Annotated in this window: 13 protein-coding genes; all 13 read left to right on the top strand. The window is 51.1% G+C overall.

Translation table 11 applies throughout. From position 1 onward, the window contains the following. The 13 genes from EIZ37_RS18990 (at position 1) to EIZ37_RS18930 (ending at position 13,992) form a co-directional block, all read left to right on the top strand. Positions 1-852, top strand: coding sequence for an ABC transporter permease (locus EIZ37_RS18990; RefSeq protein ID WP_134686358.1), 852 nt, complete (start codon positions 1-3; stop codon positions 850-852). Beyond that, positions 849-1,643 carry an ABC transporter permease gene (locus EIZ37_RS18985; protein WP_134686357.1) on the top strand — a complete coding sequence of 265 codons (795 nt, stop codon included), beginning with the start codon at positions 849-851 and terminating at the stop codon, positions 1,641-1,643. The genes EIZ37_RS18990 and EIZ37_RS18985 overlap by 4 nt, the downstream gene beginning before the upstream one ends. Continuing rightward, positions 1,640-2,659, top strand: a complete 1,020-nt coding sequence (locus EIZ37_RS18980) for an ABC transporter ATP-binding protein (RefSeq protein ID WP_134686356.1) — start codon at positions 1,640-1,642, stop codon at positions 2,657-2,659. Before EIZ37_RS18985 ends, EIZ37_RS18980 begins: the two co-directional genes overlap by 4 nt. Next, positions 2,643-3,497, top strand: a complete 855-nt coding sequence (locus EIZ37_RS18975; protein WP_328591367.1) for a DeoR/GlpR family DNA-binding transcription regulator — start codon at positions 2,643-2,645, stop codon at positions 3,495-3,497. The genes EIZ37_RS18980 and EIZ37_RS18975 overlap by 17 nt, the downstream gene beginning before the upstream one ends. Further along, positions 3,494-4,495: a histidinol phosphate phosphatase domain-containing protein gene (locus EIZ37_RS18970; protein WP_134686355.1), complete on the top strand. Its 1,002-nt coding sequence runs from the start codon at positions 3,494-3,496 to the stop codon at positions 4,493-4,495. Before EIZ37_RS18975 ends, EIZ37_RS18970 begins: the two co-directional genes overlap by 4 nt. Positions 4,496-4,867: 372 nt before the next feature. After that, positions 4,868-6,913, top strand: a complete 2,046-nt coding sequence (locus EIZ37_RS18965) for a WG repeat-containing protein (protein WP_167568998.1) — start codon at positions 4,868-4,870, stop codon at positions 6,911-6,913. Positions 6,914-6,994: 81 nt separating this feature from the next. Beyond that, positions 6,995-8,113, top strand: coding sequence for an S-layer homology domain-containing protein (locus EIZ37_RS18960; protein WP_134686353.1), 1,119 nt, complete (start codon positions 6,995-6,997; stop codon positions 8,111-8,113). Between the two features lie 144 nt (positions 8,114-8,257). Further along, positions 8,258-9,457: a sensor domain-containing diguanylate cyclase gene (locus tag EIZ37_RS18955; protein ID WP_134686352.1), complete on the top strand. Its 1,200-nt coding sequence runs from the start codon at positions 8,258-8,260 to the stop codon at positions 9,455-9,457. Positions 9,458-9,815: 358 nt separating this feature from the next. Next, the gene (locus tag EIZ37_RS18950) at positions 9,816-10,916 is read left to right on the top strand and encodes a GGDEF domain-containing protein (protein WP_167568995.1); all 1,101 of its coding nucleotides are present in this window, start codon (positions 9,816-9,818) and stop codon (positions 10,914-10,916) included. Between the two features lie 26 nt (positions 10,917-10,942). After that, positions 10,943-12,004 carry an HD-GYP domain-containing protein gene (locus EIZ37_RS18945; RefSeq protein WP_134686350.1) on the top strand — a complete coding sequence of 354 codons (1,062 nt, stop codon included), beginning with the start codon at positions 10,943-10,945 and terminating at the stop codon, positions 12,002-12,004. A 78-nt stretch (positions 12,005-12,082) separates the two neighbouring features. After that, a complete protein-coding gene (locus tag EIZ37_RS18940; RefSeq protein ID WP_134686349.1) occupies positions 12,083-12,580 on the top strand; it encodes a hypothetical protein in 498 nt (165 codons plus the stop codon). A gap of 215 nt (positions 12,581-12,795) precedes the next feature. Beyond that, positions 12,796-13,719, top strand: coding sequence for an NAD(P)/FAD-dependent oxidoreductase (locus EIZ37_RS18935; protein WP_134686348.1), 924 nt, complete (start codon positions 12,796-12,798; stop codon positions 13,717-13,719). An 18-nt stretch (positions 13,720-13,737) separates the two neighbouring features. Further along, entirely contained in the window at positions 13,738-13,992 is a 255-nt protein-coding gene (locus tag EIZ37_RS18930; RefSeq protein ID WP_134686347.1) for a glutaredoxin family protein, read from the top strand. Positions 13,993-14,320: the final 328 nt, after the last annotated feature.

Here is a 14,320-nt window from a genome sequence, read left to right as displayed (position 1 = left end):
ATGCGTACACAAACCAACTTGCGAATGATCGCGCTGGTGCTGGTGCCGTTTGTCTTGATCATTATAGCCTTTGAGCTCATGCCGTTGGCGGTCATGGTGATGGACAGCTTCCGTGGAGATGAAGGGAAAGGCTGGACTTTCGCGCAGTACGTGACGGCGTTGACCAGCAAGTACTATTTGACCGGTTTGAAAAACAGCGTGCTGATCTCGCTATACTCCAGTCTGGTGGGCATCCTTGTGGCCATCTTTGCCGCATACTCGTTGACCCGCTTTCCGACGAGTCTGCGGGAAAAAATCCTGCTCTTTTCAAATATGACCTCCAATTTTGCAGGTGTTCCTTTGGCATTTGCCTATGTGGTCCTGCTGGGCAACAACGGACTGTTCACCTTGTTGTTTCAGAAAATGGGCTGGGACATCCTGGCCGAATTTGATTTATACAGCTGGATCGGATTAGCGCTCGTCTATGTCTACTTTCAGATTCCCCTTGCCATCCTCTTGCTGTATCCGACCTATTTTGCGATCCAGGAGCAGTGGAAGGAAGCGGCAGCGCTCTTGGGCGCCTCCTCCTTCCAATTTTGGCGGCATATCGGCATTCCGGTGATCATGCCTGGATTGGTCGGAACCTTCAGCATCCTTTTTGCCAATTCGATGGGAGCATATGCGACTGCCTATGCACTCGTCGGCAGTAACTTTAACTTGCTGTCGATCCGCATCGGTGCCTTGGTGGCGGGAGACGTGATGACACGGCCGGAGCTCGCCGGCGCACTTGCGGTGATCCTTGCCATCACGATGATCGCAGCCATGTGGGTGAATGAACGGATGATGCGTCGGGTAAGGAGGGACTTGCGATGAAAAACAGACTGCTGTGGCATAAGGCGCTCACTGCAATCGTTCTCCTTTATTTGTTCATACCGTTATTGGCGACCTTTCTGTATTCGATCTCGACCGACTGGTATCGGACAGTCCTGCCGGAAGGGTACACAGGGAAGTGGTATGGGGAGCTCGTCTCCGATCCGCGCTTTATCGATGCGCTTGGCCGGACGCTTTTCGTCTGTATCGTGACGATCCTGATCAGCCTGGTGGTGATGGTCATCACCGTTTTTGCCGTGACGGTCTATCTGCCGCGGCTGGAGCGGCTGTTGCAGGGCATCGCGATGCTGCCGTATGCAGTGCCGCCGGTGGTCACTGCCGTGGGACTGATCACGATCTATTCCCAAGGGCCGTTTGCCTTATCGGGAAGCGTATGGCTCGTGATCGGCGCTTACTTCGTTGCGATCCTGCCCTACATGTACCAAGGCATTCGCAACAGCATGCGGACGGTGGACGCCATCTCGCTTCTGGATGCGGCCGAGCTGCTCGGGGCGAGCAAGCTGAAAGGCTTTTGGCTGGTCGTGTTTCCCAACATTTTACCGGGGGTACTCGTCGCGACGCTGCTTTCCTTCTCCATCCTGTTTGGCGAATTCGTGCTGGCCAATCTGTTAATCGGCGGCCACTATGAGATGATCCAGGTCTATCTGGTCCGCCGGATGGAGGAAAATGGCCATCTCGCCAGCTCCATTGTGGTCTGTTACTTCATTTTCATCAGCATCATATCTGCCGTTGTGCTGCGTCTGGGACGATCGGCAAAGGAGGGTCGGACATGAGCTACGTCCGCATTGAACAAGTTTCCAAGCGATATCATCAGGAACAGGTGCTGAAAGAGGTGTCCCTCACGATCGAGAAAGGGGCGCTCGTCACTCTTCTGGGGCCGAGCGGATGCGGGAAAAGCACCTTGCTGCGATGCATCGCGGGTCTTACGGATATCGAGCCAGGCGGGAAAATGATCGTGGGGGAGACCGACATTACGAACCGTTCGCCAAAGGAACGGGAGGTAGGTATGGTCTTTCAATCCTATGCCCTGTTCCCCAATTTGACGGTCTTTGACAATATCGCCTTTGGCTTGAAGATGAAGGGGCTTGAAAAGCGTGTCTACACGGAAAAAGTCGAGCAGATCATCAGGCTGGTGGATTTGACGGGGAGGGAGCAACAGTATCCCCATCAGCTCTCCGGCGGGCAGCAGCAGCGGGTAGCGCTGGCGCGTTCGCTGGTGGTCGAGCCCAAAATCCTGCTGCTGGATGAGCCGCTGAGCGCGCTGGATGCCAAAATCCGAAAAAACCTGCAAATGGAGCTTCGCCGCATTCAAAAGGCGCTCTCGATTACGACGGTCTTTGTGACACATGACCAGGAAGAAGCGATGACCGTCTCGGATCACATCTTCATCATGGATCAAGGCAGGATTGTCCAGGCAGGCACTCCGGACGAAATCTACCGCTCTCCAGCCAATGAATTCGTAGCTCGGTTTATCGGAAGCTACAATGTCCTGAATGCCGCTGATTGGAAGAGCCTTGTGGCAGAGCAGCGCACAGGCAGCTATGCAGTGCGGCCTGAAGTGATCCGGCTCCTGCCGATTGATGCACCGGACGTACGGGAAACCGGCTGGCACTTCACAGGAAAAGTGAGAGAGAAGACGCTGAAAGGCAATGTGATACGGGCGCAGATCGTAGCCAACGGCATCCCCCTTCATGTCGATATGCTCAATACATCCAGCCAGCACGACATTCATGAAGGCATGGATGTGCGCGTATTCATCCCGGAGAGTGAGTGTGTCCCGTTGGATTGAGCGTCTGAAGGAGAGGGAGAAGGGAGCAAACGGTTTGTCACTTTTAGCAGAAGAACGAAAAATGGCCATTCTGGAAGAATGCAATCAAACCGGAAAAGTAAAGGTCGTGACATTGGCTGGGCGTTTCCAGGTCTCGGAGGAGACGATTCGCCGTGATCTAGATGCGCTGGAGCGAATGGGCAAGCTGAAGCGGGTCTATGGCGGCGCGGTACTGAAATCGTATGACAACGGAGAACCGCCGTACCATCAAAGACAGGTGCTGTACAGCGCGGAAAAGGAAATGATCGGAAAAACAGCTGCGCAGCTGCTCAAGGATGGCGATACGGTGGTCATTGACACGGGGACGACCGTACTGGAGCTGGCGAAAGCGATCCAGGGGCGAAGACGATTGACGCTGATCACGAATTCACTGCCGGTAGCCGCTGTACTGACCGAGCTGCTCAACCAGCAGCGCTTCACGGGGAAGCTCATCATGCTTGGCGGAGAGATCAATGCAGAGCAGCAAGCGATTAGCGGACAAAGCAGTGCGAAAATGCTGGAGCAGTTTTCCGTGGACAAAGCCTTTATCTCGATTGGGGGCATTTCGTTACGCTGGGGGATCAGTGATTACGATCTGAATGAATCGCTCCTGTCGCAAGTGATGATTCAAGTGGCCAAAGAAGTGATCGTGCTGGCGGATCACAGCAAAATCGGTGTCCATGCGTTTTGCCAGATCGCGGGGCTCGATGCCATCGATATGGTCATCTGTGATCAACCCTGTCCAAAAGCATGGAAAAAAGAAATGGAAACCAAGGGAGTCCATTGGATGACAGCCATACCCGGAGGTGAACAGTCATGATTGATATGCATGTGCATCTGGAGGAAGGGCCGTATTCTTTGCGTTGGCTGCAGCGTACAGGGGAGGCGCTGTGCTTTTTTATGGAACAACAGCAGGAGCAAAAGCATACGGAAGCATGGCTGCAGCAGACATTTGCCCTCTTGCAGCAGCGCATGATGAAGGGAGCCTACTCTCGGGAATGGCTGGACCTCTACCGAAAGCGTGCCAAACAGCTGGGGATCGTGCAGGTGGGTATCGTGGACCATCTCTATCGCTTTCAGGAGTATAAGGACTACTATCTTACCCACATGCATGTCGCCGACGATCCATTGGGACGGCTGCAGGAGCAATGGCTGGAGCAGGTATGCACGGCATCGCTGGAGGAATTCGTGACCTTTCTCCAGGGAGAGCAGGCGCATTGGGCAGCAGATGGGGTAGAGTTGAAGATCGGCATCGAGCTTGATTACTTCCCCGGCGGAGAGGCAGAGTTAGCCGGAGTCATTCGGCATTACCCCTGGGATCATACCATTGGCTCTGTGCATTTCCTGGATGGCTGGGGCTTTGATAATCCCGAGACCCAGGACCGTTATCAGCGTGCAGACTTGCTCGCCTTGTACGAACGATACTTTGCCGTCATGGAGCAAGGGATCAAGTCCCGTCTCTTCGATATTGCCGCACACCCGGATAATCTCAAGGTATTTGGCTATCGGCCGGCAGAGGCACTCCTACTGCCCATGTATGAGCGCATTGCGAGGAGTCTTGTAGAGAACGGAGTAGCGACCGAGATCAATACGGGCCTATTGTACCGTTATCCCGTCAAAGAGATGTGCCCGAGCATGACGTTCCTGAAGGTGTTGGCACGATTTCAGGTTCCCGTCACTACCAGCTCGGATGCACACTTTCCCGACCATCTTGGACAGCATGTGGCGGATGCCATCGCGGTACTCGAGCAAGCCGGATATGAGCGGGTCTTGTCCTTTTCGCAGCGGAGGCGGATCGATATGGAGCTGAAGCGTTAAGTTGAAAGAGAAAAAACAGGCGTGCGCATCCAAAAGGGTCGAGTATGCCTGTTTTTTTCTGATGTGGCCACAGCCCTCGTATTGACAGTGACTTTGATCCTAGTATGAAAGGACTGTATCACGACGTTTTTATGTCGAATGGCACGGGGGAACGAAGGCTTTTGAACCACAAAAATAGGAAATTATTCGCGCGAAAGGCTTAATTTTCGCTTGATCCGTTTACACAACTGGGCTTTATTGGTATTTTTGTCTCGGAATTAATATTTTGGGATGTTTCCTTAGTAGCAGTATGTCAAGTCAGAAAGCTTCATAGGTATAGAAGCGAAGTGCCGTTCCAGGCGTTCACGATACAGGTCGTAAGGAGGGATGACCGTGTCTTTTCAGCCAAAAATGGGAGAGACCGTCTCCATCAACGGCAGGGAGTATGTGTGGGCTGAAAATCCGGATCAGCCCGGCATGATCATGCGGAAGGAAGGGACGGAAAGCTTTCTCTACGCCTTGCATGCTGCGGAGGAGAGAGATGATTCCCGCATCGCATTAAAAGTGTTTTTGCGTCACTATCGCACTCCTTCTGTAGTCTCCCAGGTAGAACGTCTGCGAGCTGTCATGGATATGCAAGGATTGCAAGCGGCAAACAGGATCGTACTGATTCCGCAAGTACATATGGAGTTGCTCACGGTGTACAGGGATTTGATGTACGCTGTCGTCATGCCCTGGATCGATGGTCCCACCTGGCAGGATATCGTCAAAGAGAAGCGGCCGATCAGCAGACAGCAGGCATGGATGATGGCCAAAGCGCTGGCAGAAACCTTGGCTACCTTGGAACAGCATGGCATGGCACATGGAAGGTTGACTGCCGCGAATCTGCTCCTGCCTTGTCTCCATCCGCAACCGGACGACACGGCATACCCGATCGAACTCGTCGATCTGGAGCATGCCTATCATCCGGACTGGAAGGCGCAAGACGGAATCCGTGATGAGCACTGGGGGCCATATGCCGACCGGGTTAGCGGGGCATTGCTATTAGCCGAAATACTGGGGTGGATAGACCCGCAAATTCGCCAGATCACGCGGACGCGGGGATATTTTTTTCCCCAGGAGCTGCACAAAGATGGGGAGAGATACCGAAAGCTGTTGGCGAGTTTGCGAAAAAACTGGGGAGAACCTCTTGCCCAGCTGTTCGAACGAGCATGGGCAGCCCGAACCGCAGAGCTGTGCCCGCAGATGGGGGAATGGCTCATTTCCTTGTGCGAGGCGAAATCTCTAACAGCTTCAGCGTCTCCTGGAAAAATCACTGTTGTGCATGCATCTGAGCCATTGCCGCAGGCGTATGAGCTTCGCAAGCTGCTCATGATTGAACCGGCTGCGCTCACTCTGCAGCCAGGTGAAGCCAAAGAGCTGAAAGCTTACTGCATTTGGGTGGATGGGAGAGAAGAGGAGGTTTCGGATCGCGTTCTCTGGCATGTCGAGGGTGCAAACACCGTTGTCCATCCGGATCAGGGGGTCATTCGCGGGCTTGCTCCCGGGACAGTCAAGGTATGGGCCGAATATGAGGGGCAGCAAGCGGAGATATTCGTTTGCGTGTCCAATCAAGAGGGCATCAAGCCAGAAGCGCGATCCCCCGTGTGGAAGAACCGGAAAATGTGGGCGGGTGCTGCTGCGGCTGCAGGGGTTCTGCTGGCATGCACCTTGGCTTTCGCCGTGTTGGGCGAAGAAGAACAAGCATCCGGCAGCAAGCTGCCAGCCGTCCAGGAAAGTGGCCAAGGGAACGCACCCGGCAATCAGGGAATCGATCAGCCCAAACCCGCCGATGTCTCACAGCAGGAGGCCGCTGCACCACAGGATGGAGGATTGCCTTCCCAAGCAATGCCTACCGTTCCTCCTGCCTCGGGAAATGCCGCGGGGGCATCCGTGAATGCGGGACCGAATGCTGCGGAGACACCGTCATCTGCCCATGCTCCGTCCGCAGTGATTCCCGTACAGCCAAAGCCAGCCGCAACTGCAGCACCCGCGCCAGCCAAGACTGTTGCATCATCCAAAAAGTCCGCTGCCAAGCCCAAAGCCACGACGAAAAAGGCTCCCGTGAAAAAGACGAAGCCGCCGGTCAAGCCAGCGCCGGCACCCGTTGTCCGGCTGGCACCAAAAGAACAGGCCGGGAAATGGGGCTATATTCGGAAAGGGACAGGGTTTGAAAAAGACAAGGTCGTGATCCCTTTTCAGTATGATCACGCTACGCCGTTTTCAGGAGGATTGGCATTGGTAAAAAAGGAAGGCAAGTTTGGCTATATCGATGCGAACGGGAAGCAAGTGATCCCGTTTCAGTTTGACTATGCCACCCCCTTTGTGAATGGCAGAGCTACGGTCAAAAAGGACGGCGTGCTCGGCCAAATCAATCAAACGGGCACCATGATCAAATAATCGAGCAAGTTTGACAGGAAGAAACACATTTGTGGAGTATAGTAGTAATTGGTAGAGATAGAAGGGAAAGGGAGGTACTCCATGTTAAAAAGAATCACCATTTTGATGTTTGTCCTCATGCTGTTCGCGGTTCAACTGCAAATCCCCCAGGCAAATGCCGCTTCTTATCGTGACCTGAATGGCCACTGGGCGGAGGAATATGCAGAGGCGTTGGCCGACCTCGGCATTTATGCCAATAAAAGCGGCAACTTTTACCCGGATCAACCGGTTTCCCGGGGCGAAGCGCTTGTGCTGTTGAATCGTGTGCTGGAAAAATCTTTTGGCCATTTGAGCGATCCCAATAACGCAGTCTCGCTCGATTTTCGCTATCCGCTGGCTGCAGAAGTGAGGCAGGCCGTTGGCAACATCGACAAATTATTTTATGTACAACAGAAGCAGTTTGTCGATTTCAGTCCCGGCGCCAGCATGCTCTACTATCTTCATCTGTCTGCTACAAAAGGAACGATGTTGAGTGCCACCAAGCGAAATGCGGATTGGTGGGTGGCGAGTGCACATCTCCAGCAGCCTTTAAATCGCGAGGAAGCCAGCATGCTGATCTTCCATGCCTTGTCCAATAAGATCATCGACGATTTGGATGTCCAACCGCAAGATGTGCTTTCCCGTTACCAGGATTTTTACAATTGGAAGGTGCCTAGCCTCTATTTGGACACCAAAGCATCGTATCCGACCCTGATCAAGGAATACCGGATTTTTGAGAGTCCAGACGGCTATTTTCAACCAAAAGGAAAAGTGACACGCGGGCAATACGCAGTCGTATTGAAGCGCTTATATGATTTCTTTGACCTGTACAAACGCAATCAATTCGCTGGTTCACCCAGTCAAAAGCTGCAAATTGCCAATCTGATGCTGTCAACCGCTGCTTACAGCTATCAAAAACAAGACCAGGCGACCATGAAGCTCTATTTCGATGACAAAGCGCTGGATACGATGGAAGAAATTTATCCATCTCCGTTCCATTCCTATGACGGAGAGTTGAAGCTGAGCACGGAGGACAGACCGGCAGATGAGATTTTCATTATCGGAACCTATCAATCGCCGCTCATTGGAAAATATCAAATCGAATACTTGCTGAAAAAGGATGAGAACGCGAAGAATCCGTATGGTTGGATGATTAACATGGTTCAGTTTAAGCAGTTGTAGGCTTTCAAGTGAAATGCCTTCTCTTAGGGAAAACTTGGGGAGGGCATTTTTCTATGTCCAGCATTCTGCGGATGTAGTAATATAAGAAAATATAAAGTTCGCATCGTTGTAAGGAACAGGTAGGAAGGGCAAGGGGTGATATTTATGAAAGAAAGCTGCTCTTTTGAACCATATCAGTTTTTACAAAACTTGAACAAGCAATTACGTCAAATAGATCAGATTGACCTGGAAGCCTTGCAGCCTTACGCAGCTGAAGCCAATGAACATAAAGAGCTTTATCAGGAAACAATCAGCGAGGTTACGCGAATCGGTGAAAAAGTAAAATATTTGCAGTCGATTTCAGAACATTTGAAAATTCTGCACGAATTAGGACACGTCTTCACGCAAAGCTTTGATCAGGAGCAGATCTGCAAGAAGGCGCATGAGCTGTGCTCGCGAGTCATGCCAACCGATGCGTTTTTTCTCTCTTTTTATCATGAGGGAGACCGCGAAATCTTTCTTCCCTACTCGTGGGATAATGGCGTTCAGTACCCGCCACGGTATTTAGAGTTTGGCAAAGGGTTTATTTCCCAGGTGCTGCAAACGAAACAGACGATGCACTTTAAAACCCAAAAAGACATGGATGGGCCAGTCATTGTCAGATGGGGCAATCCCGAGAAAGAGACCAGTACGGCGATTTTTGTGCCGATGCTGTTGGGTGACAAGGTGAAAGGGGTTATTTCCGCCCAATCGTATCGGGAATACGCGTATGATCAAGAGCATGAGGAGCTGCTGCGGATCATCGGCATCCAGGTGGCGAATGCCATGGAAACTGCCCAGTTGTATAAAAAGCTCTATCAGGTTTCGGTAACGGATGAACTGAGCGGATTGAAAAACTATCGAGCTTTCCATCAGGACTTGGAAAAAATGATCGCGGAACTGCAGGATCATGAAACGATTACTTTGGTCATGCTTGATTCCGATCATTTGAAGCAAGTCAATGACCGATATGGCCATCATATGGGGGATATGATGATCAGGCGGATTGCGGAGACCATCGAGGCGAACCTGGGAATAGACGAGTATGGCTATCGCTATGCGGGTGACGAATTCATGATCGTAAGCCGAAATCGCAAGCTGGACGAGATGATTGCAAAGGTAGAAAAGATTCAGGATGATCTTGCCCTTCACCCGCTCTGTCATGAGAGCGAAGAGATCCCGGTTTCTGTCAGTGTAGGCATCGCGGAATGTCCGCTGCACGCCCGCACCTCGGACACGCTGAAACGGGTCGCGGACCAAGCGCTCTATGAATCGAAGAACAAAGGGAAAAATTGCTATACGGTCTATCAATATGAGCGAGTGTAACGAGAAAGAATAGCAATTTCGGACCTATATGAATTTTTCAATCAGAAGAATAGAGTCATGTAAAAGAGCACGTGCGGTGTTCTTTTTTTACTGGATCAAGAAGGATGAACATCCCCGGCCAAACATCCTGAAACAGCATGAAAGCCCCCGCTTGAGCCAGACTTGACATTTTTTAGGAAAGCATCCACTGTAGTTTTTTTAATTGGGATAAAAGAGAATAATTGTAATTCAGGTAAGAAACAAGTAGAATAAAAGGTGAAAAAAGGTAATTTTTATAATTCTTTATATTGCCGAAGATTCAAGCGGGTGCACGTGAGTAATGGAAGCGGGATTCTCTACTGACCGGGGCGCTGAACATATGATGTTTCGAACACAAGAGCTCATGCTGAAACAAAATCGACTCTTACAAGGAATTGCAGTTGCCGCCAGCAATCTGCTCACATCCTCCGATCATTTGGGAGGACTTCGTGAAGCACTGGCGGTTATTGGTGCTGTTACCGAGGTGCATCGCGTATATCTGATCGAATGCCATGTAGCACCCTCGCAGGAAGGACATTATCCCTCCGTCATAATGGAATGGCACGAGCCTTCTTTCTCTCGGAGGCTTTCGGAGTTGGAAGGGACACTGGCCCATCCGGTAAACGTGATCGAACAGCGGATGGAAGAGTTGAGCAGCGGACAGCCTGTGGTCGAACAAATGCGAGAATTGACCATCGCGACCGGGAAGATTCATCATTTCTTTTCGATTGGAACGGTTCTGTTGATTCCGATAGTTGTGAACGATTGCTTTACAGGTGTAGTTGGCCTCGATCTCTTCTTTCATGAGCGGTCCTGGAGCAGCTATGAGCTTGCCGTTCTTTCCATAGCGGCCTCCTGTATCGGCGGCGCTCTGGAACGGATGCAGCAGCAAAAGCAATTAGAGTTGACCAATCAAATGCTGCAAAGGCTGTCTACCCTCGATAGTCTTACAGAAGTGGCCAATCGCCGCTATTTTGACGAGTATTTTGAACGGGAGTGGAAGCGGGCTGTCCGCAATGGCTCGCCGCTTTCCCTCATCATGCTGGATATCGACTACTTCAAATCCTACAACGATACTTACGGACATCAGGAAGGGGATGCTTGTCTGATCCAGGTAGCCGGCATCTTAAGACGGACCGTATGCCGGGCTACAGATTTGGTCGCACGCTACGGCGGAGAAGAATTCGCCATCGTGCTGCCTGATACTGATTTGGCTGGCGCCTGCTTCGTATCGGAACAGATCCGGGCGAACGTGGAGCGGTTCAAAATGGGTGCGCTGCAGTCGCAGGCAAACAAATATGTAACAGTAAGCATCGGTGTCGCTTCCTTTCGTCCGCAAGCGGACAGTGAGCAGTCAGCGTTGATCCGTGCTGCTGACCGTGCGCTTTACCAGGCAAAAGCGGCCGGACGCAATCAGGTAAGATCCATACAGATGCCATAATTCTTCCGGGGAAAGAAGGAGTAAGAATGATCGTCTACAACAAATTGATCGGGAAAAAGCTGAAACAGGACGTGTTCAATGCCAATGGGGTTCTGCTTTTCGTGGCAGGCACTGTGCTCTCGCAATCGGATGTTGACGCATTGGAAGGCCATCGCATTTACGATGTGTCTGTCGAGGAGATGGAGGAAAGCTTCGAGGAGGCAGCCGTCACCACGGAAAAACAAATCGGGAAGCTGGTGCCCAGTGAGGAGCTTGCTGAGCATTATCTCGATATGCTGAACCGGACAAAAGGCCTGTTTGAGCTTGTGACAGCAAACTATACGCCACCGCTCGCGCAGTTTTCGGACTCCTTTTTTCCCCTCCTCGATCAGGTCATGAAAGAGACCGGCGTGTTCCATCAAATTTATCTCATTGAAGGCTGTGACGACTATACATATAGGCACTCCATCAATGTGGGGATTCTCTCTTCGCTGATTGCCAAACTGATCAAGCGGCCCCAAGAGGAGATCGTCCGCATTGGCCAGGCCGGACTTTTGCATGATATTGGCAAGATGCTGATCCCGGATGATATTTTAACGAAGCCAGGAAGCCTGACACCCGTGGAATTCGCCTTAATGAAAGCACATACCGTCCATGGCTACGAGATGATCATGAAGATGGAGGGAGCAGATCGTATGCACGCAGACTGTGCCCTGAATCACCATGAGCGATTGGATGGAAGCGGTTACCCGCATGGCAAAAAAGGCGCTGAGATTCCACTGGAAAGCCAGATTGTGGCGATCGCGGATATTTTTGATGCCATTTGCTCGGACCGTGTCTACAAGACGAAAACATCGCCTTTTGAAGCGGCGAAAGTGTTGTGGAAGGCAGCCTGTAAGGGTGAGTTAAATGCGGAGATTGCCACGAAATTCATACATTATGTCACCTCCTTCTATATTGGCGGCAGGGCTCTGCTGAATTGCGGGGATATTGTGGACGTCATCATGATTTATCCGGATGAACCCATGAATCCACTGGTCCGACGGGGCGGGGAATACTTGGATCTGCGTCACCACCGGTCGCTGTGGATTGAAAAAATGTTGGCGTAATTCCAAAAAAATGGTTGAAACATTATGGTAACTTCCTTCGTTTATAATGGTGACACGTTTGAAAGGAGAGGTGCCATAATGAATAAAAAGGGATCAACAATCAAACGGATTGCTGCAATCGCAGGATGCACCATGCTTTTAGCGGTTGGAGCAGGAACAGCGATGGCCCAAACAAATCCGGCTGCCGCCAAGCCTGTAACGCAAGTAGACCTGGATAATCAGCGCTCGCCTGAAGTAAAAGTCAATTCCGGTTTTAATCTGGGCAAGGATAATACGTATGTGTTGGATACAAAGTATGCAGATGTAAATGGGGATGGCGTTCGTGATCATGTTCTTCTGGTTGGTTACAAAGAAGGTCTGAGAATGGACATTCCATCAAAGGATTTTCGCATTGTGCTCCGTGACGGTGATACCAAGCAGCAGCTGATTGGCCCGAAAAGCAAGGCTGAAACTGCTGTGAAGCCGTATTTGTGGATCGGTGACTACAATGGAGATGGCGTAAAGGACGTTCGCCTGACATTGCCCCAAGATGCAAAGGGACAGCAAGTGAAGCAAGAATGGTATACCTTTAATTAAATCGGAAGCTGATTCTGTCGCTCCTGCTCGTAGAGGGGCGATTTTTTTATGCTGTGCGACCTGATGCAATCGCCGCATGAGGAAGTTATATTATGAACTATATTAGAATGATTTTAAAAAGACATTGACTTTTATCTGAATCCTGATACAATGATATTTGTTCTCATATTAAAATAATTACAAAGAGATAGAAGCGGATAGTGAGGAGGATTCTGATGTACGATGTGATTATCATCGGAGGCGGACCAGCCGGTGCCAGTGCAGCCATTTACACCGCACGCGGCAATATGAAGACGTTGGTTATCGATAAAGCCCCTGGCTCTGGAGCCTTGGCCATTACTCATAAAATCGCCAATTACCCTGGTGTGGAAGGCGAATTGACCGGTCGCGAGCTGTTGGAAAAAATGCGCAACCAAGCGATTGCTTTTGGAGCCGAGTTTGTCCAGACAACGATTACAGCGGTCGATGTGGAAGATGAAGTGAAAAGCATCTACACAGCGGATGGTACATACCAAGCCAAAGCGGTCATCGTTGCAACTGGTTCCAAAGGCAGAAACCGCATGCTGGCAGGTGAAGAGGAATTGTTGGGCAGAGGCGTAAGCACTTGCGCGACATGTGACGGAGCTTTTTACCAAGGAAAAACGGTCGCGGTGATCGGTGACTCCGAGGAAGCGCTGGAGGAAGCGATGGCGTTGACCAAGTTTGTCGATCATATCCACTTCATTATCCCGCGCGGTGATTTGCAAGGCGTCGATGAGATTCCGGAGTTGGACAAAACCCGTTATTATCTTCGTACGCGTCCGTTGGAGATCGTGGGAGACAAGAAGGTGGAAGGCGTCAAGGTTCGCACGCCGGAGGGAGAAGAGTCCGTCATTACGGTAGACGGCGTATTCGTCTTCTTGTCCGGAAGCAAGCCAGGAACCGATTTGCTGGTCGATCAGGTTCCTCTGGATGAGGAAGGCTTCATGATCGTCGATGAATACATGCAATCCCCGGTTCCTGGCGTCTTCGCTGCGGGTGAAGTCCGCAAATCGCCTGTCAAACAAGCGGTAGTCGCCGCTGCTGATGGCGCCATTGCCGCCATGGCAGTAGATAAATATATCAACAAGCGTTCCAAAGTAGTTCCCCAATACAAATAAGTAGGAGATGGATGAGAAATGGCACAAGTAATCGTATATTCCAGCACAAACTGCATGTACTGCAAGCAAGTAAAAAGCTATTTGACCGAGCAAAACGTTGCTTTTGAAGAGCGCAACATCGACGAAAACCCAGCTTTCCATGATGAGCTGTCCCGTCTTGGCATCATGTCTGTTCCATTGACACTCGTTGGCGACAAGCAAGTGCTTGGCTTCAACCCAACACGTTTCAAAAAACTGCTGGCTGCAGCGGCTGAGCAAGAGCAACAAGCATAAGTGTGGTGGTTCCGCTGCTGCGGTGAGGTGAGCATATTCCGCAACTCCGCTTCATTCTACGCCCCGCTGAGGGTATAGCCTGTCCGCTCCGCAGCAAATCGCGGGGGGATGCAAAAAGTGGTATCGCTTCGCAGTTTAGCCGGGTTTGCATCCCTGTTTCCCGCGATTCACTGCTCCGCTGGGTCGGGCTCCGCAGGCGCTCCGTTTCGGAACATGCTCACCCGCGGAGCAGAAGCTTTTTTGAATGTGAAATACAGGAAGCAGGACAGGAAGCTGAAAACGCCAAGAAGCCCCGTATAAGCGGGGCTTCTTGGCATTTTCTTATATA

This window comes from Brevibacillus migulae (genome assembly GCF_004521915.1).
Lineage (GTDB): Bacteria > Bacillota > Bacilli > Brevibacillales > Brevibacillaceae > Brevibacillus_F > Brevibacillus_F migulae.
This window is presented reverse-complemented; position numbering and strand designations above follow the sequence as displayed.